General features: G+C 34.3%; 17 protein-coding genes. 11 read left to right on the forward strand and 6 right to left on the reverse strand.

What is annotated here, in order from left to right; translation table 11 throughout:
- The first annotated feature begins 183 nt into the window (after nucleotides 1-183).
- A complete protein-coding gene (locus LIX58_RS05410; protein WP_186805187.1) occupies nucleotides 184-1,557 on the forward strand; it encodes an MFS transporter in 1,374 nt (457 codons plus the stop codon).
- Nucleotides 1,558-1,848: 291 nt separating this feature from the next.
- Here the strand turns inward: LIX58_RS05410 and LIX58_RS05415 are convergent, their stop codons facing one another.
- The 3 genes from LIX58_RS05415 to LIX58_RS05425 all read right to left on the reverse strand — a co-directional run bounded on the left by LIX58_RS05415 (nucleotide 1,849) and on the right by LIX58_RS05425 (nucleotide 5,154).
- Nucleotides 1,849-2,823: a choloylglycine hydrolase family protein gene (locus LIX58_RS05415; protein ID WP_154837062.1), complete on the reverse strand. Its 975-nt coding sequence runs from the start codon at nucleotides 2,821-2,823 to the stop codon at nucleotides 1,849-1,851.
- Between the two features lie 40 nt (nucleotides 2,824-2,863).
- Nucleotides 2,864-4,078, reverse strand: coding sequence for an MFS transporter (locus LIX58_RS05420; protein ID WP_226386147.1), 1,215 nt, complete (start codon nucleotides 4,076-4,078; stop codon nucleotides 2,864-2,866).
- 113 nt (nucleotides 4,079-4,191) lie between these two features.
- Nucleotides 4,192-5,154: a rhodanese-related sulfurtransferase gene (locus tag LIX58_RS05425; protein ID WP_126564572.1), complete on the reverse strand. Its 963-nt coding sequence runs from the start codon at nucleotides 5,152-5,154 to the stop codon at nucleotides 4,192-4,194.
- 279 nt (nucleotides 5,155-5,433) lie between these two features.
- Between LIX58_RS05425 and LIX58_RS05430 the strand changes: the two genes are divergently transcribed.
- The 6 genes from LIX58_RS05430 (at nucleotide 5,434) to pbp4 (ending at nucleotide 13,462) form a co-directional block, all read left to right on the forward strand.
- Nucleotides 5,434-6,411, forward strand: coding sequence for an SMP-30/gluconolactonase/LRE family protein (locus tag LIX58_RS05430; RefSeq protein ID WP_226386148.1), 978 nt, complete (start codon nucleotides 5,434-5,436; stop codon nucleotides 6,409-6,411).
- Nucleotides 6,412-6,644: 233 nt separating this feature from the next.
- Nucleotides 6,645-8,291 carry a phospho-sugar mutase gene (locus tag LIX58_RS05435; RefSeq protein ID WP_154837068.1) on the forward strand — a complete coding sequence of 549 codons (1,647 nt, stop codon included), beginning with the start codon at nucleotides 6,645-6,647 and terminating at the stop codon, nucleotides 8,289-8,291.
- 319 nt (nucleotides 8,292-8,610) lie between these two features.
- A complete protein-coding gene (yut, locus tag LIX58_RS05440; RefSeq protein ID WP_154837070.1) occupies nucleotides 8,611-9,513 on the forward strand; it encodes an urea transporter in 903 nt (300 codons plus the stop codon).
- Between the two features lie 117 nt (nucleotides 9,514-9,630).
- Nucleotides 9,631-10,512, forward strand: a complete 882-nt coding sequence (rbsK, locus tag LIX58_RS05445; protein ID WP_154837072.1) for a ribokinase — start codon at nucleotides 9,631-9,633, stop codon at nucleotides 10,510-10,512.
- A gap of 415 nt (nucleotides 10,513-10,927) precedes the next feature.
- Nucleotides 10,928-12,073: a polysaccharide deacetylase family protein gene (locus LIX58_RS05450; RefSeq protein WP_154837074.1), complete on the forward strand. Its 1,146-nt coding sequence runs from the start codon at nucleotides 10,928-10,930 to the stop codon at nucleotides 12,071-12,073.
- Between the two features lie 237 nt (nucleotides 12,074-12,310).
- Nucleotides 12,311-13,462 (forward strand): penicillin-binding protein PBP4, encoded by a 1,152-nt coding sequence (gene pbp4, locus LIX58_RS05455; protein WP_154837075.1) that lies wholly within the window; start codon nucleotides 12,311-12,313, stop codon nucleotides 13,460-13,462.
- Nucleotides 13,463-13,595: 133 nt separating this feature from the next.
- Here pbp4 and LIX58_RS05460 read toward each other — a convergent pair whose 3' ends face one another.
- Nucleotides 13,596-14,327 (reverse strand): nuclease-related domain-containing protein, encoded by a 732-nt coding sequence (locus tag LIX58_RS05460; protein ID WP_154837077.1) that lies wholly within the window; start codon nucleotides 14,325-14,327, stop codon nucleotides 13,596-13,598.
- A 144-nt stretch (nucleotides 14,328-14,471) separates the two neighbouring features.
- Between LIX58_RS05460 and LIX58_RS05465 the strand changes: the two genes are divergently transcribed.
- From LIX58_RS05465 to LIX58_RS05475, 3 genes are read left to right on the forward strand one after another with little or no spacing between them, the layout of a single operon-like run.
- Entirely contained in the window at nucleotides 14,472-16,019 is a 1,548-nt protein-coding gene (locus tag LIX58_RS05465; RefSeq protein ID WP_226386149.1) for a UvrD-helicase domain-containing protein, read from the forward strand.
- 6 nt (nucleotides 16,020-16,025) lie between these two features.
- Nucleotides 16,026-16,763, forward strand: a complete 738-nt coding sequence (locus LIX58_RS05470; protein WP_154837081.1) for a DarT ssDNA thymidine ADP-ribosyltransferase family protein — start codon at nucleotides 16,026-16,028, stop codon at nucleotides 16,761-16,763.
- 3 nt (nucleotides 16,764-16,766) lie between these two features.
- Nucleotides 16,767-17,420, forward strand: coding sequence for a DUF6977 family protein (locus tag LIX58_RS05475; RefSeq protein ID WP_154837083.1), 654 nt, complete (start codon nucleotides 16,767-16,769; stop codon nucleotides 17,418-17,420).
- 98 nt (nucleotides 17,421-17,518) lie between these two features.
- On the opposite strand, the gene LIX58_RS05480 is transcribed toward LIX58_RS05475, so the two are convergent.
- Nucleotides 17,519-18,106, reverse strand: a complete 588-nt coding sequence (locus LIX58_RS05480; protein WP_154837085.1) for a TetR/AcrR family transcriptional regulator — start codon at nucleotides 18,104-18,106, stop codon at nucleotides 17,519-17,521.
- A gap of 198 nt (nucleotides 18,107-18,304) precedes the next feature.
- Between LIX58_RS05480 and LIX58_RS05485 the strand changes: the two genes are divergently transcribed.
- Nucleotides 18,305-20,080, forward strand: coding sequence for an oleate hydratase (locus LIX58_RS05485; RefSeq protein WP_226386150.1), 1,776 nt, complete (start codon nucleotides 18,305-18,307; stop codon nucleotides 20,078-20,080).
- Nucleotides 20,081-20,166: 86 nt separating this feature from the next.
- On the opposite strand, the gene LIX58_RS05490 is transcribed toward LIX58_RS05485, so the two are convergent.
- The gene (locus LIX58_RS05490; protein ID WP_226386151.1) at nucleotides 20,167-22,425 is read right to left on the reverse strand and encodes an ATP-binding cassette domain-containing protein; all 2,259 of its coding nucleotides are present in this window, start codon (nucleotides 22,423-22,425) and stop codon (nucleotides 20,167-20,169) included.
- Between the last annotated feature and the right edge of the window lie 11 nt (nucleotides 22,426-22,436).

Genomic DNA, 22,436 nt, shown 5'->3' on the forward strand with positions numbered 1-22,436 from the left:
TTAAAGAACTAAGTTTCAAGCAAAAACTCCCCTCAACAATATGAAGAGGGGAGTTTATCTTTACATATTAGTAAAACTATACGTAGTATACCTTTTTCTTTCATGATACAATATTTATATAAATGAGAAACATTCTCAATGGATCGCATAAATATATATCACAGTAAGGGAGTGTATGATGTGATGTCACATCAACGTAAGTTTGACGGTAAACTCGTCATCGCAGCAAGTTTTGCAGTGTTAACATATTGGTTGTTCGCGCAATCATTTATAAATATAGGTACAAGTGTCCAAAAAATATTTGAAGCCCCAGCATCGATAATGAACCTGTCAATTAGCCTTGTTTCATTCGTCACAGGCATATTCATGGTCGGCGCAGGAGATATTGCTGATAAAATAGGAAATCTCAAAATGACAATCATTGGACTAGTCTTAAGCATTATCGGTTGTCTTAGTCTTATTCTTATCCCAGCTACACCGTTCCTAGTCATTGGCCGTATTTTCCAAGGACTTTCAGCAGCCATTTTACTGCCATCTACTATTGGACTAGTCTCAGATAAATTTAAAGGCCAAGAATTGCGTAAAGCATATAGTTTTATGATGATAGCAACTGTAGGTGGAATTGGTTTTTCATCCTATGTAGGTGGCCTTATTTCTAGTTATTTAGGATGGCAAACCGTCTTTATTATTTCTATCATTTTATCAATTATTGCAATACTTATTTTAAGTCGCAGACAAGAAATACCTCGTTCACAACGCGAGCATCAAACATTTGATTACGTAGGAATGATTATCTTCGGTATTTTTATCGCCTGCCTAATGTTAGTCATGACACAGGGATTCACATACGGTTGGACTAGCACCTTCACACTAACCGTTGTAGCACTTGGTCTCATCGCACTCATCGTTTTTTATTTTTTTGAAAAAGGCAGAACCACACCATTTATCGATTTTTCAATTATAAAAAACCGAGCATTTCTTGGTTCTACAATTAATAATTTTGTACTTAATACTGGTGTAGGTACAACTGTCGTCTTCAATGGCTATGCACAAAAACAATTTGGTATGAGTGAAGTACAAACAGGTCTGGTCACTGTGCCATACGTCTTCATGGCCATCGCAATGATACGATTAGGTGAAAAAGCAATACAACGTTATGGCGGGAAAAGCATGTTAATTGCAGGGCCATTATTCCCGGCTATTGGAATTATCCTAATTAGTTGTACATTTTTATCTCAAAGTTGGTACATCGGTCTCGTGACATTTGCTTTTGTGGTTTGTGCAATTGGTAACGGCTTAGTAGCCACACCAGGTTTAACGATTGCCGTATTTAACATGCCAGAAGAAAAAGTAAGTTTTGCGACAGGTTTATATAAAATGGGAGCTACTTTAGGAGGTGCCTTCGGTATTGCCTTCAATACTACTATCTTCACCGTATGCCAACAATTCTATACAGTAGAAACCTCAGCCATGATTTCATTTTTAGCAGGTGCTATTATCATGATACTTGGCCTAATATCAGCATTTATTCTTATACCTAAAAACGTTAAAGCATAATAAACAACAAGCGTGACTGTTCAATCAGCCACGCTTGTTTTGTTTATAAATACTTGTTTAAAATTTTAGATATAGATGTTGAATGAAATTACCCAACCAGTAAATAGCGTTTTTGATAAGTGTGAGTGTTCAAGTACTTATATAAGTAGTTCTAAGATGGATTACGAAGTGTAGTTGTGGAGACTCCTAGTGGAAAAGAAAGAGCCTCAAGACTACAGGCTTGAGCCTTTCCCACAGGAACGCGCAACAACTTAAACGAGTGAACATCTATCTAAGAACTACTGTACATATTTAATTCACTTTATCTGTCGTTAAGCCTTGTGGTATTGGATCAAAGATAACTAAATCATCGCTATTTAATAAATCCTCGGTTAGTTGTAATTCGGCAATGCGGTTAGAATTGTAATACTTCACATATAACGTACGCGTCGTCAAATTGAATACAGTTTGATACAGCGTATAGTGGAACTCATTCTCAGAGGGGCGAACGGCACCTTTAGGAATGCTAACGCTATCTAGAATTCTAAATGCATCGAGCACCGCATCATCACCATCGTCAGGCAACATATTATGCACGAGATAAGTTGCTCTGACATAACGTTCTGCAGATGTATAGCCACCTGGCAAACCAGATGTGCCACTTTCATTTCCAATATATAAATTTTTGTAACGTTTATATTGAGGTTTGTAAGGCGTTACATTTGCATAGTTCTTCAAGTTCTCATAGTGCCAATTCAAATCCGGACTATTTGTCAGCACGCCAACTGGATTATCATGCACCACAATACGGCCTTCCACAAATGTAATTTCTGCCGTACGACCAGTAGCATCAGAAATATGATAATGAAGCGGAGGTGCTTCGTTAATATCGTTTAATGTATGCGCAACGACATTGACTTGTTTCGCATTATCAATGAGTTCTTCAATTGTTTGATTGTAGCCAAGGGCCCACGTCAGAACTTCGGTTTGTGAAATATTGATACAGCCCTCACGAATTTCAGTCGCATAAGAGGCGTAACCACGGTCGTATTGGTTTGAAATCGCTAAGCCGTGCTCATTCACGCCATCTCCGAAGATAAAGCCTTCCATATCTGAGCCCGCGCCAGTAAAGCCATACTTCGTTTTACCTTTATAATCTACGCGTGATTCCCAATAGAAATTGCGTGGTTGCACGGCAGGGTGACCCGTTAATGGATAATCATAATCCATTGTTCGGCCTAGAATGATGTCGCCATTTTTTGCTTGAAAAGTAAAACCCGTACACATATGTATCAACCTCCATTTATAAGTAAAAAATGATTATTAATTATAAGAAGTTATATTTTTCAATGTTTAAATAGTTTCGGAAAAATAGACCCAAAACAAAAGTAATGACATACATAATAAAACATATAATATACGCCCAAATAATGCCATGAATATCTACTATAAGAGAAATGATGAAAGTTCCCATCGCAAAGAAGATGCTACTAAATAAATTATTCATGATGTAAGTAGAAGTAAGCACCTCTTTAGGTGTATTACGTTGAACAAGTGAATTTAAAGAAATATACCGCATATCTTCGAATATGCCCATAAATAATGAAAACAATAAAACAATCATTATTGAATGATGAAGAATAAAACTTAAATTAATAAATGCTAAAAGTAAAGGTATGTAGATAATAATAGGATAATTAATTTGAGTGAAAAAGCGATCCTTAGAATGGAGCCATAAGCCTGCGATAATTGTGCCACTAAAGAAAAAGGCATTAATCAGCCCAAACCAATAGTCTGGGACATGCAAATAGGTTCTTGTGTAAGTCAAAATGATGGCTGCTATCCAGATTGCGGTCGCGAAAGATTCAAAAATGATAGAAATGTTTAAGTATAAACTTAGTTTGTTGCGATAGTTATCACGAATAACGCTTTTGAAACTACCAAAAATATTTTCTTTCTCGGGTTTATAGATATGGCGTTCTGAAAGGCGTAAAATAAAACAATAACTAATAACTTCAAGTATTAAGGCTAGTAAAAATAAGTATTTTGCACCTATAAGACTCATTAAAAATCCACCCAATGCCCATGTAGAAAGTTGAACAATACTGCTCATCATGTTCATTAAAGCATTTGCTGAGGTGATAGCATCTTTATGCTCGATAAAAGGAATCATTGAATTCTTAATTGGGTTAGTAAAACCATCAAACAATGCATTAAAGAAGAGTAAAACAAAAATAAAAACAGGCGATATCTCAAACAGTAATAAACTTGCAATACATGCCAGACTCACTAATTTAAGACCTTGAAATATAGAGAGTACTTGTTTTTGCGTAAAATATTGATAAATATAGTTTGAGATGAAGCTACTCACAAAAACCCCTGAAGTAAAAATAATAGGTATCATCGAAGCGGCTGTCGTTTTTGAAGTCATGTTGAAGACAATAGCGATAAGACCAACAACAGCTAAAACATCGCCAGTGTTAGCAAATAACTGACTATAAAATAGATGGAAATAGTCTTTACTATGTTTATGTTTTTTCATGTTGCCATTCCCCTCCTGATGTTTCTCGTATTTTTACACTATTATAGCACTATGTAAGTATAAAAAATATCCCTTATGAGCTGTTAAAACTCATAAGGGATATAATTCATATATTAAGCATGTGCATGTTCTGGAACGTCTTTGAAGTTTTCTAAACGACGATTCCATTCTTCTTCGCTAATGTCATTTTTAGCTACATAGCGATTACGTGGATGTTTGGCACAATCGTATGAACAAGCGCCAAGGTATTTTTCTTCATTTTCCTCTGAAACAAGAATTTGTTTATTACATTCAGGGTTGGCACAGTTAATGTAACGTTCGCAAGGTGTACCGTCGAAGTGTTCTTTACCGATAACTGTTTTCTCAACTTGGTTAACGTCTACACTGATACGTTCGTCGAATACATACATTTTACCGTCCCAATATTCCCCTTTAGTTTCAGGATCTTTACCGTAAGTCGCAATACCACCGTGTAATTGACCAACGTTCTCGAAGCCTTCTTTAACTAACCAGCCAGAGAATTTTTCACAACGGATACCGCCTGTACAATACGTTACGATGTTTTTACCTTCTAATTGGTCTTTGTTCTCACGAATCCAATCTGGTAAGTCTCTGAAACGTGTGATATCTGGACGAATTGCGCCACGAAAGTGACCTAAGTCAAATTCGTAGTCATTACGTGCATCTAAGATAACTGTATCCTCATCTTCTAACGCTTCTTTAAATTCGCTTGGTGAGTAGTATTTACCTGTTGTTACACGTGGGTCAACGTCATCTTCTAAACCTAATGCAACGATTTCATTTCTAGGACGTACGTGCATTTTCTTGAATGCGTGGCCTTCAGCTTCATCAATCTTGAACGTCATATCTGCGAAACGTTCATCCGCATGCATGTGCTCGATATATTTATCTGTGTCTTCTTTCGTACCTGATAACGTACCGTTAATACCTTCAGTAGAAACTAAGATTCTACCTTTTAAGTTGTTTGCTTTACAGAATTCTAAGTGCTCAGCTGCAAATGTTTCAGGGTCATCAATCGTTGTATATTTGTAATATAATAACACTCTATAATCCATTTTCTGATTCTCCTCTTAAATTTTTGAATTTATCGTAAGGGCATGCCGTAATAGTTAAAATTGTCGTTCTTTTCGTTTTTTATAAAAATCAACATTATATTATTTTACCAAATTTACAATAACTTTCAATATTTCAGTTTTGAAAATAGGACAACAGACCTAGGTGAGTGAGCATTATTTCTTTTTGAAAACGATTACATATAGTAACATGATATTAAAGCGTATATTAGAAATTGAGATATTAAAATATTACTTTTCAAAAAGGAGGAAATATATTTTATGTCAAACGAATCATTACCGAAACTTACATATACTGGAGCGTCAAAAAGTGCAGTGCCGATTATTTCAGAAAGTGAATTACAAACGGTGACCGCAGAACCTTGGGTAAAAATTTCAGATGAAGGACTTCAATTGGAAGGATTAATCTTCGATAGAGACCATAATCTGTTTTTATGTGAAGTATTTGGTGGCAAAATCTTTAAAGTCGATACGAAAACGAAAGAAGTATCTACTGCATTCCAATCAACAAAACAAAATCCAGCTGCAGTTAAAATCCATAAAGATGGACGCCTATTCACATGTTATTTAGGTGACTTCGAATCTACGGGAGGCATCTTTGCGACGGATGAACATGGTGACAATTTTGAAGAAATTATTTCTGAATTAAACTCAGAATACTGCATTGATGACATGGTCTTCGACAGTAAAGGCGGATTCTACTTCACAGATTTCAGAGGTTATTCGACAAATCCTAAAGGTGGCGTTTACTATGTGTCACCTGACTTCAAGACGGTCACACCGGTGATTCAGAATATCTCTGTTGCGAACGGTGTAGCGTTAAGTACGGATGAGAAAGTATTATGGGTAACGGAAACGACAACTAATCGACTTCATCGTATCCAATTAGAAGACGATGGCGTAACGATTGCACCATTTGGCGCAACGATTCCATATTACTTTACTGGCCATGAAGGACCAGACTCAGTATGTATTGATAGCGATGATAATTTATATGTAGCAATGTATGGACAAGGACGTGTGTTAGTCTTTAATAAACGTGGTTATCCAATTGGACAAATTTTAATGCCTGGCCGTGATGAAGGTAAAATGCTACGTTCAACACATCCACAATTTATTCCAGGTACAAATCAACTATTAATTTGTACGAATGATATTGAAAATGGTTCAGAAAGCGGTTCTATGATCTATACCGTAGAAGGCTTCGCCAAAGGACATGAAAGCTACCAATTCCAGTAAGAATAAAATAAGTAAAACCCCTCACTAGAGCGATAGTGAGGGGTTTGGTGTTGCCAATGGAATTAATTTATAAATGTAATTTATCACTAAGAGTAACTTCTTGTAAGTTTATTTAGACGTGCTAAATGATTACTAAGTAATGCATATTTTCTAATCCAATGAAACTTGTGCGAATTTCCAGTATACTAAAATAGAATAATAAGACATCTGTATAAGTATGAAAGGAGTATATGATGAAAGACAGTTGGATGAAACATAAAGAAGAAAGTCTTGTGGCATCATTTTATGATGCGCAAACGCCTGAATTCCAAGAAGAAGGCTTTGAAACTGAATTAGCTTTCGGTACAGCGGGTATTCGAGGTCAATTCGGACTTGGCCCCGGTCGTCTAAATCGCTATACTATCCAACGTTTAGCGCTAGGTATTGCTAACTATTTACACGATAAAGAGGCGCATCCTTCGATTGTCATTCACTATGATATTCGTCACTTATCTGCAGAATTTGCAGAACTGATTTCTCAAATTCTTGCTTCAAATCATATTAAAGTCTACTTAGCTGAACAATATAAGACTACGCCAGAATTATCATATGCCGTAAGACACTTACATACTTCTGCAGGTATCATGATTACAGCAAGCCATAATCCTAAAGATTATAACGGTATTAAAGTGTATGGTTCAGATGGTGCACAATTAGATGAAGAAACTTCATTGGAAGTCGCTAAATATATTAATCACTTAGAAGATCCACTTCAATTAGAAGTAAATTTTGAACCTACGCTGATTGAGAAAAATATTCATACTTTACCAGATGACGTTTACAATAATTATATTAATGAAATTACTCATCTTGTCGGTGACATTCCGCAGTCAGATTTAAAGGTCGTATATACAAGTTTACATGGCACTGGTGTACCCATTATTCCCGATATTTTACAGTACCTTCATTTTCAAAGCTTTAACTTGGTTGAAGCACAGTGCCAAGTCGACCCTAATTTCAGTTCTGTGAAAAGCGCAAATCCCGAAGAACGCGAAGCCTTTGACTTAGCCATCCAACAAGCTCAAGACATTGACGCAAATCTTATTATCGCCACAGATCCTGACGTTGATCGTATGGGTTTTGTTGAGCGACACAAAGATGGTCAAATCTATTACTTCGGTGGCAACGAAATTGGAGCATTACTCATTAAATATCTTATTGAACATACGACGCTCCCTAAACATCCCGTTGTTATCCAATCTATCGTTAGCGGGGAATTAGGTAAGCGGCTTGCGCAACAGCATGGGGTCACTGTGAAGGAAGTCTTAATTGGTTTCAAACACATTGCCAAAGCGATTCGCGAATTTGCCGATGACCAATCATTTCTATTCGCTTACGAAGAAAGTTATGGCTACCTAGCCGATGATTTCGTACGAGACAAAGATGCCGTTCAAATCGTGCCTTTAGTTATTAAATATGCTTCTATTTTAGAAAATGAAGGCAAAACACTTCATGACGCTTTAAACGAAATCTATGATGAGGTAGGACACTATCGTGATCACCTTGTTTCAAAAGTGTTTGAAGGTAAACGAGGCCAACAACATATTGCAGATTTAATGACTAAAGTCAGACGTCATATCCCTGATACTATCGCAGGTTTAAACGTCATCGCAGTGGAGGATTACGACACATTACAACGTGTAAATAAAAAAGATAATAACGTAGAAACCATTACATTACCACAAGCGAACGTCATTAGAATCATCTTTGAAGAAGGCTTCATTGCCCTAAGACCTTCAGGCACAGAACCTAAATTGAAATTCTATATCTCACTTAACGTCGATAACTTCGACCAAGTAGCAAAAGAGATATATGAGTATATATTTAATGATATAAGATAATGAGAAAATTATAGAAACTCCTCATTTATTTCTTAATAATATAGAAGAAAAAAACGATAAAATAAAATTGATAGTAACAAAATGCGGTTAATCATGACATGTAATCCTTTAATAAGGTAAGTAGAATGATTAATCGCTTTTTTTAAAATTAATCTACGAATAGAGAAATATAGTATTGCGTATCGCTAGTTTTCTATTTTTATAAGCAAACTATGTTTCGAAAAACTTTATCATTATAATTTTAAATTTTTAAACAATAAATATAAATGTTAAAATTTGGAAGTTAATAAAACAAAATAATAAAGAGTAAGGTGAGTATGTGAAATATTTAGAAGTATTCTTTAAAAACATTGGACAAGTTGTGTTCATGAATAATATGTGGACGGGGTTATTCATCTTAATAGGATTATTTATAGCCAACTGGGAAGTTGGTTTAGCCGCTATGATAGGAAGCGGTTTAGCACTACTATTAGCCCCATTTTTTAATTATAGTGACGCAGAAATCCGAGATGGTTTAGCAGGTTATAACTCAGTTTTAACCGCAATCGGCTTAGCATTATTCTTGGAATCAAGTGTAGAAGCATGGGTTGTGTTAATCTTAGCAACCATTTTAACGTTACCTGTTGGCGCAGCCATCCGTGAATTGTTGAAACCTTTTGGTGTACCAATGTTGACGTTTCCTTTCGTTTTAATGTCATGGCTTGTTTTAGCAATGACGACACAATTTGCGAAATTGCACGTCAGCATCGATATCTTGCCACAACAGATTAAGCACCCAGAAATCAACCATAATCATATTAGCTGGCTCAGTGGGATTACGACGAACTTTAGTGAGATCTTCCTTGTGACGTCTATCATCGGTAGTATTTTAATTATAATTGGTATCTTTATAGGTTCAGTTAAAGCAGGGGTTTACGCTGTAATTTCAAGTATTTTAGCTGTAATTTTTATCGTCTTACTTGGTGGCGATTATCCTACAATTACTAATGGATTGTATGGTTATAACTCTATCTTAACTGGTATCGCATTAGGCGCTATTTTCAATACGAAATTAAATACCTACGTGGCTGTTATAAGTGGTTTGTTGCTTACAGTAGTGATGCATGGGGCCTTAGCTACAATGCTTGCACCAGTAGGTTTGCCTATCTTTACCGCGCCATTTATCTTCGCGACGTGGCTTGTGCTCTTTGCTGGTAAAGATACACAGACAAATGAAGTATAACGTAGAGCGTTAGGGAGTCGGATTTCAACATCCGGCTCTTATTTTATATTTTCCCTCTCGAATGAAGTTGGGTATGATAAGACTAAGACATCAGACAATAATAAAGAGGTGTAACCGATGGAGAGACAAATTTATGTAATTGGAAGTATGTCGATGGATTTAGTTGTAGCGACGGATAAGGTCCCTGGAAAAGGTGAAACCGTACTCGGCGAGTCATTTTTCACGACACCGGGTGGTAAAGGTGCCAACCAAGCTGTAGCAGCTGCACGTTTAGGACGAGATGTACATATGATTGGTCGTATTGGCAACGATACGTTTGGGGAAGACATTTTCCAAAATTTAAAGCATAACCAAATTAATGTGGAACATGTGAAACCTACGGGAGGTCCTTCGGGTACTGCGCACATCACATTGGCTGATAACGATAACAGTATTATTGTTGTGCCATCTGCGAATAATGAAGTAACGCCTGACTATGTTCAAGAGGCTTTAGCGTCTACTCAGCCTGGCGATATCGTGCTATTGCAACAAGAGATTCCGGCTGAAACGGTCGAAGCGGCAGTGAAATATTGTTATGAACATGACGTGATTTCTATTTTAAATCCAGCACCATACAGAGATATTTCTGATGATGTGCTTGAACAGGTGACGTATCTCACACCGAATGAAACAGAAAGTGAGAATCTGTTTGAAGGCGATGTTGATGGTGCTTTAGAACGTTATCCTGATAAATTGATCGTGACGTTAGGCGAGCTGGGCGCGGTATATCATAATGGCCTCGAACAAGTGGAAATAAAAGGCTTTAAGCGTGAAGTGAAAGATACAACTGGCGCCGGCGATACGTTTAATGGTGCGCTTGCAGTAGGGTTACAGAAAGGATATGACCTTGCAGACGCGGTTTCTTTTGCTAACTTAGCCGCTAGTTATTCTGTGACAGGCATGGGCGCACAAGGCGGTATGCCAACGTTTGAAGACTTAGAAGCCGATTTAGAATTTTAAATTTTTATGTTTGAAAATAGAAGCTAAAATAGATAACGATAATGAACACCGTTAACTTTAGAGTGTATCTTAAGTGGGCGGTGTTCGCTTGTATCAAAGAAAGGGTGAATGATATGAATTTTGATATTTATGACAAGATAGCACTCGTCCTTATTATTGCTTTCTGCCTGATTAGTACGATGAATATGCCACAATTATATGAACTTATTATAAAGTCTATTATTGTCTTTATTCTTATTATCAATGTCATTGTGAAACTGGTAAATAAAAATTAGGCTATTTATTCATCTATGTGATTAAATTCATGTAAAAATTTTGTTAAGTTCTAATTGATGTATTATAAATAATATAACAATACTATATAATAAATTGGTGAACGGCATAAAATTTATACATAGAATAAAGGAGCAGATGAATGGCTAAAAAATATTTACTTGGGCTAGGCACCATTTTATTAGCAATTGTTTTATGTGCCTGTCAATCTACATCACAATCACAAGATGGGAAAGACAAGAAATCCGCAGAAGATAGAAAAAAAGAAGAAAACATGTATGCGAAGAAGGAGAACAAAGACCAAAAAGATTGGGTTACATATAAGGGCGACGTTGCGCATGTCTTCTATCATCCACTAATTACAGAACCAAAGGTAGCATTTACGGGGGATCCAAGTTCTGCTAAAGGGAATAATGATTGGATGATTACCGTTGATGAGTTCAATAAATCGTTAGATGAGCTTTATAAACATAATTACATATTAGTAGATCCGCATGATGTTTTTGATTTAAAATCAAATCCAGTTAAAAAGAAAGAAATTAAATTACCTAAAGGAAAAAAACCACTTATCTTATCTATTGATGACATGAATTATTATGACTATATGCGTGGGCATGGTTATGCAGACCGTTTAGTGTTAGATAAAAATAATCACGTAGTATCTGAAACAAAAGGTAAAGATGGCAAAGTTACACAAAGTGAAACAAACGATATCGTGCCAATTTTAAATAACTTCGTGAAAAAACATCCTGATTTCTCATACAATGGCCAAAAGGGTGTTGTTGCTTTAACAGGTTACAATGGTGTACTTGGCTATCGTACAAATGAATTAGATAGTAAAGATTATGACAAACGTAAAGAACAAGCCACTAAAGTCGCAAATGCAATGAAACGTGATGGTTGGACATTCGCAAGTCATTCTTGGGGACATATCGACTTCGCTCACAGTTCATACGATCGTATAGTTGCTGATACTAAGCGATGGGAGAAAGAAGTAACACCAATCGTAGGTAAAACGGACCTCTTCATTTTCCCACATGGTGCGCAAGATAGAGGCTCGCAAGCATATAATTATTTAGATCATCAAGCAGGCTTTAAATACATTGCGGGTGTAGGTCCTGATAACTTTACAGATATTGGTAAAGACAGTGTTTATCAAGACCGTGTGGCTATCGATGGTTTAAACTTATATGAATTTAAATATAAATTGAAACCATTCTTAGATCCGGAAAAGGTCTATAGCAAAGAGGACCGTAAGTATTTTAAAGGTGACAAAGATTATAAATAACTGATTTATGCGTCGGGTATCACGTAGAATCATAGAAACTCTGAGAAGAACACATCAAATTCTTTTCAGAGTTTTTATTTTGAAAAGATGAAACGAGTTATTATTAATTTAATTACTAATATAACTTTATTAATAGATGGTAAAGTCGTTTATTTTTTAAATTAATATGTAATTAACAGGCAAAAATAAGTTATAATAAATTGTGCAATATAAAAAATATAAAAAGTAGGGAAGGACATGTTTCAGAAAATAGTAAAGAGTATAGGAAGCATCAGTTTTATAGCTTTATTAAGTGCAACAAGCGCATATGCAGCAGAAACACCAGTAAATATTTCTAATCGACTTCATCCTAATGAAGTCAGCTCGTATTATCAACCAGATGGTGTTACTTTAACGACACAACAGGGCCAAATTTTATATGATTACCAGGGAAATAAAAAGGCTGATCCAGCTTCATTGTCTAAAATGATGACCTTATATTTAGTATATGAAGCCATTGATAGTGGAAAACTAAAGTTAAATGACACTGTAAAAATAAAGGCGCAATATGCACAATTATCTAAAGCACCCAATTTAACTTCTGTGCCATTACAGACAGGACAAATATATACGATTGATCAATTAATTAAACAAGCTGCCTTGCCTTCAAGTAATGCAGCAGCTCTCATTTTAGGAGAAAAAGTAAGTGGCAATACATCAGCATTTACAGATAAAATGAATCAACAAGCCCAAATATTTAATATGTATAATACACATTTTGTTAATCCTGCCGGTGCACAAAATAATTTATTAGGGCCATCTGCACCGTCAAAATATAGAAACCAAATCTATCCTACAAGTACTTCGAAAGATATGACTATATTAGCGCATGAACTCATCGCTAAGCATCCTGAAATATTGAAGGTAACGCAAATGCTTCAAGATACACAAAAAGGTTATACCTTTACGAATACGAATCTATCGTTAAGAACTCAACCGCTCTATTTACCAGGTACAGACGGTTTAAAAACAGGGACAAGTGATAAAGGTTACAATATTACGTTAACTAATAAATTAAATCACTTACGTTTAAACGAAACTGTGATGAACGTTAAACCTTATGGGGATGGGTATGCGAGATACAGTAGAAATAAGATAGGAAATCATATTATTCAATACTATCGTCAACAATATGAATATAAAAAAGTGCTTTCTAAAGGTAAACATACGATAGGAAACCGTACTTATGAAGTGAAAAAGGATTTATATGATACCGTGCCGAAAGATAGAAAGAAATGGCAAATTAAAGTAAATAATAATAATCAAGCCTATGTCTCTTATAAACGTAGTTTTTTACCTAACACAAGCTCTCCTAAAGTAGCCGTAGAAAAGAAATGGAATTTATATTAAAAAGGAAATATATTTTTTAGCTATACAAAGTTAATCTAACAATTTTTAAAAATTATTCAAAAGACACCTCAAAATTATCTATTCAAATAAATAGTTTTGAGGTGTTTAAATATATTTATATTTTTAAATTTCTTCAATCATTATTGTTTAATTTAAAAGGACGTTCTACTCTTTGAGAAATTTCATTGATTTCATCGTCAGAGTAATAACGATTAAATTTATTGTCAGTAGTCATTTTTTTATAGATTGTATCAGATAATTCATTTTTAGAAGAAGCACAACTTACATATTTTTCATTATTTCCTATATAAAGTTTGTAGTCACCGCAATAATTAAAATAAATAATAGGATTTACAAAATCTAAGGAAAATTTTTCTTTAACTGCTTTGGCAGTTGTCAAAACCTGCTTAAACGGGTGCCCATATGAATTAAATACTAAATTATAATTATTGCTATCTAAGATGAAAGTTTTATAACTTTTTGCTTCCTCGTCATATAAATACTCTTTTAATCCTCCAAGATTATATTTATTTAAATCTTTCTCACTAAAATTATAATAAATATCGCCTTTCCAATGTTTTGTTTCAATAACGAAAATACCTCGGGTAGTGATTATTAAATGATCAATTTGTCTAGGAGAATTATTTTCAATTCCATCAATAGATAAATTATTGTATACCTTATATTTTGATATAACTCCGTTTCTTTTTAAATCTTCTAAAACTAATTGTAAATGATCTGCTGTTATTTGTTCTCCTTTATTTGAAGGAATATTCATTCTAGTTTTAAGAGACTCATTTTCTTCTATGAGTTTTTTATTTTCTTTTTGTAGCTTTAAAATAGTTTCTTCACTTGAAAATGACATATCTCGCCCACCTAAATTTAATAATGTTTAAATATACAAATAAATTAATTCAATTATAGAATGAAGATGTTATTTTGTAAAAATATAGGGGAAAACTAAATATAAATATTAAATATATTGTTTATGAGATAGGGGAGTGTGAATATGAGTTTACCTAGATTAATAGGTCATCAAACTGAAATTTTGTATTTGCCTGAAGAAAAAAATTTGTTTGTAACAGGAAGTGCAGGAAGCGGAAAATCATTATTAGCTTTGTATAGAGTGTATTGGCTAGCTAAGGTAAATACTTCTGAAAATATTGTGTTACTTACTTTTAATAAGCCGGTAAATAATGATATGAAAGAAAAATTAGCTGCTATTGCTTCTTCAAGAAATGAAGAAGCACCTCATAATTTAACTGTAGATACATATCATATATTTATGAAAAAACTAATCACTCAATTATGGGAATATTATGGAAATGAAATCCCACTTTTAAAAAATTATATTAATGAAAAGTATAACGTAGCTAAGAATTATAACAATGAAAAAAATAAAATTGTTGAACAGGCTTTAGAAATAGTAAGGAAAAATCATCCTCAAGAAAAAACACTACAAAGACCACTTAAAGTCTTTATAGATGAAATTAGATGGATGCAACAAATGTCAATTCAAGATGAAACAGAATATATTGAAGCGGAACGTATTGGAAGAAGAGATACGCGTATAGAACGTGCTAAACGTCCTTATTTTTATGAAGTTTATCAAAAATATCAAGAATTAAGAGCTTCAGATGATTATGAAGGGGTCTTCGACTTTGAAGATGTCGGTACTAAAGTTAGAGAAATGTTAAGTTTTATAGCTGAAAAAGAGGCGTTTAATCGTCAATTTAAATATAAATATGTATTTATAGACGAATTTCAAGATTTCACGTCAGATATGCTAATGACAATTAATGATTTATTAGGAAGTTATGGTTTTTTAACTTTATTAGGTGATGTTAATCAAGGTGTCTTTGGGAAAAGGGTTTCTTTTAAATCATTAGGTATCAATATGAACCAGTTTAAAAGACATACTTTAGATAATAATTATCGTAATACTAAAGAGATAAGTGAATTTGCAGAACTAATAACCGAATCTGATTATTTTGATAAAAGCAGTGAGTACTATATCAACGCTAAAAAAGGTAAGCGTGAAGGAAAACCACCAAGAGTAATTATATATAAAGATCAGAACAAGGAAATGGCAGAAATTATGCATTATCTCGAAAAAGTAAATCAAACTGATAATAAATTCCGAAATATTGCTATCATAGTTCCAACTCATAAATATAAAGATGTAAAAAAACAATTAGAAAAAAAACATATAGAGTATAGAAATGTCAGAGATGCTCAGAAAAATGGAACGGAAAGAATAATATATTTAGGAACGTATTTTCAAATTAAAGGACTAGAGTTTGATATCGTATTTTTACCATTTATGGATACAGAAACATTCAAGGAAACAGTAAGTCTAGAAAATGAAGAACTTAATTTAGACGATGAAACTTTCGCAATTGAGCAAGTCGGAACAGAGTTATTAGAAGAGCATATCGCACGAATATATGTAGGTATAACAAGGGCAAGAGAAAGACTATATATCACTGCTACGGGAGAATTATCGCCATTATTAAACTCAGAAACATTTGAGAAATATTTATATTTTAGGGAGTAATGAAATATGGATAAGAGTATTATAAAAAAACGTCATATCACTCGTCTTTGTCATTTTACGAGAACAAATAATTTACCTTTTATTTTAGGAGATGGAAACGATAGTCATGAAGGTATTATAGCTAATAGTTTAATAACAGATAAATCATTTTTGAAACCTACAGATGAACTAAGAATTGATGGAAAGAAAGATTATATTTGTACGTCTGTTCAATATCCTAATGGATTGTATTTTAATACAATCCGTAATAGAGAAAAGGAAAAATTATTCAGTGAATGGGTGATTTTAGAAATTGACCCAGAAATCATTGATGAAACTACTTTATTTTGTCCTGTTAATGCTGCTACTGAAAGAGGTAAATTAATTAAGAGTGGTAGTGAAGCGTTTGAAGGTATGTTTAATAGTATAGTATATGGAAAGAAAATTAAGAGAATAGATGGTAACCAGAAGAAAAAACATGAAGAGCAACGGGTAAAATATGAACGCAGTATGTTTACACCTGATAATATTCCTACAAATATTCAAGCTGAAGTAATGATTAAACATAAAATTCCAAAAGAGAATATTAAAGGATTAATTTTTCATAATCAGAATAAAGCAGAAAAGGAAAAATTAAGATTGGAATTATGTGGAATAGATTTAAGTGAGATTAAAATCAAATACTGTGAACCATTATTTGAAGGAAATTCAATAAATAAAGCATTGCAAGATGGTGTATTACCTGAAGAAGGGGTATTAATTTAAAAAATGGCTAATAGATACGTATATTTAGTAAATAAAAATAATGGATACTACGACAAGAAAAATATTGAATTTAAATGGATTTCAGGTTTTTCTAAATCACAAAAACAAAAAAATATTACTAGTTTACATGAAGCATTTTCTAAGAAAATGCCTCAATACAATATTTTAGAAATTTCAAGTAAATCGCCGATAGACATAGGGGTTCAAGCTAGTGCGTTTAATTTGAAAGTTAAAACAAAAAAAGGACATATTTTTACAGTCGAAGAATTATTCCAGACAAGTAAAGTGTATGAAAAAGCAGGTAAACAGTCTTTTTTACTAGAAGAAAATTTATCTATAAAAGAAATAAAGCACAAGTTACGAGAGATTGATGACAATGACAAATTAATTAAATTTGAATGTTTTAACCAAGAATTTCCATTAGAACCTAAAACTTATTTTTATAATTGGCTTTATATTAATGCTTTATCTAAAAACACAGTATTAGCTAATAAAATAATTGAATTTGATGCTTTTACAGATATTGAATTTAATCCTAAACGATCCTTTAATTGTCAGGCTGAAGCATGTTCAATATTCGTTTCATTAGTTAAAAGTAATAAGTTACAACAAGCACTAACCTCACCTAAAGAATTCTTAAATTTAGTGTATAGCTAATATACTTAATAGTTTTTTGAAAGTATTTTAAAGATGAACTATGAATTTTATTTTGGATAAAACATTCATAGTTCATTTTTTAGATAGACATAGTCATACTATTTCAACTTTTTCAAATGGATTTCTCTAGCGCCACAAATAAGTGTCACGATTTCTGCAGTGACTTTATCAATGGACTGTTGTTGTCCTTGTTGAAGCCAGTTAGTAATCACACTCAAGATGCCTCCGGTTAGAAATTGGCCATACATCATTGTATCTACATAAAATTGCCCGCTTCGTTGATCGAATTCAATTTGTTTTTTTACAGCTTCGTAAATTTGGTCATAAAAGATACTATAAACTTCACCATAATAGTTTAAATTAATGACGCTCCGCACAATCGCTTTATTCTCATAAATAAACTGCAAAATATCTTTGATTAACTTTTCAAAAAAATGACGAGGATTATCTGGATGAATTTCTGGTAAATATAACGCTCTAAAATGATCAATCATTAGCCCAATACCGTAATTTAATAAATCATATTTATCATTAAAATGACGATAAAATGTAGATCTACGAATATTGGCTTTATCACATAAATCTTGAATCGTAATTTGTTCGAACGTCTTTGTTTGGAGAAGTTCAAAGAACGTAGTTAATATAGCTTGGCGTGTTTTTTGAACGCGTAAATCTTGTGGATTCAAAGTTGATCACTCCCCATATCGGACAATTTTACGTATTTGTCACTTAAGTTACATTTCCTTCTTATTGACGCACAATTAACATGATGGCCTCCCTATAATAAGGTCGAAGGGTAGATTAATTTCATAAAGAATTACTTATAGTTTACTACTTTTCAGAAAATTATTAAAAATACTTTAAACATTTGGGAAGTGAAATATATGTACTATAGTAATGGAAATTATGAAGCATTTGCGCGTCCTAAAAAACCAGAAAATGTAGAGGGAAAGTCTGCTTATCTAATCGGGTCTGGATTAGCGTCTTTAGCAGCTGCATGTTTCTTGATTAGAGATGGGCAAATGGATGGGTCAAAAATCCATGTTTTAGAGGAGTTATCTAAACCTGGTGGAAGTTTGGATGGTGCTGAACTTCCGATGAAAGGCTACGTTGTACGTGGCGGAAGGGAAATGGAGAATCATTTCGAATGTTTATGGGATCTATTTCGCTCCATCCCATCATTAGAAATAGAAGGCGCTTCCGTTTTAGATGAGTTTTATTGGTTGAACAAAGAGGATCCCAATTACTCACGATGTCGTGTTATTGAAAAAAGGGGGCATCAGCTAGCCACTGATGGTGACTTCACATTAACAAAACAAGCCATTAAAGAAATCGTCGCTTTATGTTTGAAGAGAGAAGCAGATTTGAATGACGTAAAAATTTCAGATGTCTTTTCGAATGATTTTATGCATTCCAATTTCTGGATTTATTGGAAAACAATGTTTGCCTTCGAACCTTGGCATTCTGCAATGGAAATGCGTCGCTATTTAATGAGATTTGTTCATCATATTGGTGGATTAGCTGATTTCAGTGCTTTGAAATTCACCAAATATAATCAATATGAATCACTCGTACGTCCTATGATTGCTTACTTAAAGTTCCATGATGTCCAGTTCCAGTATGATGTACAAGTGCTTGATATTAAAGTGGATGTCACAACTAAAGAGAAAGTTGCTCGAGAAATTCAATTGAAACGTCAAGGTCAACTTGAAACGATTACATTAACGCCCAATGATTTCGTCTTTGTGACGAATGGCAGTATCACAGAAAGTTCAACTTACGGAGATAATGACACGCCGGCGTCCCCTAATCATCAACCCGGCGGTAGTTGGAACTTATGGCGTAATCTTGCGAAACAAAGCTCTGAATTTGGTTACCCTGAAAAGTTCTACCAAGATTTACCTGACAAAAGTTGGTTCGTCTCAGCAACTATCACTACCAATAACAAAACGATTATCGACACCATTGAACGTATATGTAAACGAAATCCTTTATCTGGCAAGACCGTTACAGGTGGCATTATTACTGTAAATGATTCTAATTGGCAAATGAGCTTTACTATTAATCGACAACAACAATTTAAAACACAGTCAAACGATGAAATGAGTGTATGGGTTTACGCTTTATACTCTAATGTAGAAGGCGATTATATTCATAAAACTATTGTTGAATGTAGTGGTAGCGAAATTTGCCAAGAGTGGTTATATCATATAGGCATCCCTGACAATCAAATAGAAAACCTCGCCCACAATCACTGTAATAGTATACCTGTCTATATGCCATATATCTGTTCATATTTTATGCCTAGAGCCGTTGGTGATAGACCACTTGTTGTGCCTAAGGATTCTCGTAACTTAGCCTTTATTGGGAATTTTGCTGAAACAGAAAGAGATACGGTCTTTACAACAGAATATTCCGTAAGAACCGTAATGGAAGCGGTATACCAACTCTTGGATATTGATAGAGGTGTCCCTGAAGTGGTTGCGTCAGAATTCGATATACGTGTGCTCATGGAGGCACTGTATGAATTGAATGATCGCAAAGATTTAACAGAATTAGCCGAACAAAATAAAATTCAACAATTCGCCCTAAATACTTTCTTGAAAAAGATTAAGAACACCTATATTGAAGAATTGTTACAGCAGCACAAGTTACTATAAGTGTAGGTAAACTTTTATCGTGCAAGCTTTAACCCCCGCGTGACATCAGCCATCATGCGGGGGTTATTAGTATTGAATATTAGAAATTAATGTTTAATATAATCTTTCAAATGTTTTGCGGTTACTGAATTTTCAACTTCAAAAATACCTTCTGGTTGGCCTGCATAAAGCAATTGGCCCCCTTTATCTCCAGCGAAAGGTCCGATATCAATTAACCAATCTGCTTGCGTCATCATCGTTAAGTTATGTTCGATTAAGATAACTGTATTACCTTCAGCAATAAGGTTGTTAAAGCAATCAATTAATATAGGTAAGTCATCTTCATGTAAGCCAGTTGTTGGTTCGTCAAAGATGAACAGTTGATTTGTCACATCTTGTGTAAGATAACGACTTAACTTCACGCGTTGAGTTTCCCCACCTGATAACGTATCGAGAGATTGACCTAACGTCATATAGTTAAGTCCTGTATCAGCTAGAGCTTGAAGCGGACGTGTGATATTAGGACTGTCACTAAACTTCTCAATTGCTTCTTCAACGGTTAACGCTAAAACATCAGCAATAGAATAGCCATCTACTTTCGCTTCTAATACTTCAGGACGGTATCTTGTGCCACCACACATTTCGCACACTTGTGAAAAGTCCGGCATAAACGCAAGCTCCGTTTTCAATACACCTTTACCATGGCATTCTGGACATGCGCCTTCAGAATTATAACTAAACATGCTCTTTTTAAGTCCAGTATGTTTACTAAAGAAACTACGCACATCATCAAAGATATCTAAATAAGTGAGTAGGTTAGAACGATTAGATGCATGCACAGGTTTCTGATCGATGAAAATGGCTTCTTGATCTTTTTCAAATGCTGCTGTAATGAGCGAACTTTTACCTGAACCTGCCACACCAGTGACGACCGTCATTGCATGTTTCGGTAGTTCAGTAGAAATATCATTTAGGTTGTTGCGACTAATGTTTGAAATGTTAATCATTTCTTTAGGCTGGCGTAATTCGGACTTTAAGGTATGTGTTTGTTTCAACGCATGGCCAGTACTTGTCTCAGATTGAAGTAAGTCCTTGTAACTACCTGTGAAGGTGATTTCGCCACCATGTTTACCAGCGCGTGGACCTAAATCAATGATGTGATCAGCCGTCTTAATAACGTCAGGGTCATGCTCAACGACGAGAACGGTATTTCCTTTATCTTTTAGGGATTGAATGATGTCATTGATGCGTTTAATGTCTTCAGGATGCAAGCCGACACTTGGTTCATCAATGATATAAACAAGGTCACTTAATGGACTGTTTAAATGACGAATCAGTTTGATGCGTTGTGATTCACCACCAGATAAGGAAGTCGTTTCTCTCGCTAGAGTTAAGTAATTTAAACCGATGTAACTTAATGCTTCAAGTTGTTGTTTGAGCGGTTCGATAATCACACGTGCCTTGTCTGATTTTATTTTCTCTAAAAAGGCTAACGCTTCGTCGATTTGTAAGTTCGTAAATTCTGCTATATTTAAGCCATTGATCTTACAACTCAACACTTTGTCATTAAGACGTTGGCCATGACAGCTTGGACAGTCATGTTTAGAGACGACGCGGTCAATATCTGCTTTAAAACGTTTCTTTTCAAAATTATCATTTAGTAAAAATGAACGACGAAATCTATGAATTAATCCTTCAAATTTAGCAGTTCTAGGCCAATTTGATGGCGGATTTTTTAATTTAGTAGGTTCTGTATAAAGAAACGTATCCATTTCTTCTTTAGTATAGTCGTTTAACTTTTTATCATTATCGAATAAACCAGAATATACATAACGTTTACCACGCCAACTATCAGGTCTGAAAGAAGGGAACTTAATTGCATCTTCATTAAGTGATTTATCATAATCTAATAACTCATCTAAATCAATATCTTCAACGTAGCCTAATCCAGAACATCTCTCGCACATCCCTTTCGGATTATTAAATGAAAAGATGTCAGAATAACCTACGAAAGGTTCACCAATACGAGACCATAAAAGACGTACGGAGGCATAAATATCAGAAATAGTACCTACCGTGGAGCGTGAATTACCTCCAAGTCGCTTCTGATTAATAATCATTGCAACGGGAAGATTTTTAATTTGATCAACATCTGGTTTCTCATATTGTGTGAGCTGATGTTGGACATAACTTGAATAAGTTTCGTTTAACAATCTTTCTGATTCTGCAGCGACAGTATTAAAGACGAGTGAAGACTTCCCCGAGCCTGACCGACCTGTAAAAACAGTTAACTGAGGCTTTGGAATCGTTACATTTATATTTTTTAAATTATTCTGTTTTGCCCCGATAATTTCTATATTACTCATCATTTACACCT

The sequence above is a fragment of the Staphylococcus sp. Marseille-Q1834 genome (assembly GCF_916858875.1).
Lineage (GTDB): Bacteria > Bacillota > Bacilli > Staphylococcales > Staphylococcaceae > Staphylococcus > Staphylococcus pragensis.

What these genes read in the sequence shown, in the direction of transcription:
- LIX58_RS05465 (WP_226386149.1), top strand. Translation starts at nt 14,472, where the DNA reads ATGAGTTTACCTAGATTAATAGGTCATCAAACTGAAATTTTGTATTTG.
- LIX58_RS05410 (WP_186805187.1), top strand. Translation starts at nt 184, where the DNA reads ATGTCACATCAACGTAAGTTTGACGGTAAACTCGTCATCGCAGCAAGT.
- LIX58_RS05435 (WP_154837068.1), top strand. Translation starts at nt 6,645, where the DNA reads ATGAAAGACAGTTGGATGAAACATAAAGAAGAAAGTCTTGTGGCATCA.
- LIX58_RS05425 (WP_126564572.1), bottom strand. Translation starts at nt 5,154, where the DNA reads ATGGATTATAGAGTGTTATTATATTACAAATATACAACGATTGATGAC.
- LIX58_RS05420 (WP_226386147.1), bottom strand. Translation starts at nt 4,078, where the DNA reads ATGAAAAAACATAAACATAGTAAAGACTATTTCCATCTATTTTATAGT.
- LIX58_RS05460 (WP_154837077.1), bottom strand. Translation starts at nt 14,327, where the DNA reads ATGTCATTTTCAAGTGAAGAAACTATTTTAAAGCTACAAAAAGAAAAT.
- LIX58_RS05450 (WP_154837074.1), top strand. Translation starts at nt 10,928, where the DNA reads ATGGCTAAAAAATATTTACTTGGGCTAGGCACCATTTTATTAGCAATT.
- LIX58_RS05485 (WP_226386150.1), top strand. Translation starts at nt 18,305, where the DNA reads ATGTACTATAGTAATGGAAATTATGAAGCATTTGCGCGTCCTAAAAAA.
- LIX58_RS05490 (WP_226386151.1), bottom strand. Translation starts at nt 22,425, where the DNA reads ATGAGTAATATAGAAATTATCGGGGCAAAACAGAATAATTTAAAAAAT.
- LIX58_RS05470 (WP_154837081.1), top strand. Translation starts at nt 16,026, where the DNA reads ATGGATAAGAGTATTATAAAAAAACGTCATATCACTCGTCTTTGTCAT.
- LIX58_RS05430 (WP_226386148.1), top strand. Translation starts at nt 5,434, where the DNA reads ATGTCAAACGAATCATTACCGAAACTTACATATACTGGAGCGTCAAAA.
- LIX58_RS05415 (WP_154837062.1), bottom strand. Translation starts at nt 2,823, where the DNA reads ATGTGTACGGGTTTTACTTTTCAAGCAAAAAATGGCGACATCATTCTA.
- LIX58_RS05475 (WP_154837083.1), top strand. Translation starts at nt 16,767, where the DNA reads ATGGCTAATAGATACGTATATTTAGTAAATAAAAATAATGGATACTAC.
- pbp4 (WP_154837075.1), top strand. Translation starts at nt 12,311, where the DNA reads ATGTTTCAGAAAATAGTAAAGAGTATAGGAAGCATCAGTTTTATAGCT.
- rbsK (WP_154837072.1), top strand. Translation starts at nt 9,631, where the DNA reads ATGGAGAGACAAATTTATGTAATTGGAAGTATGTCGATGGATTTAGTT.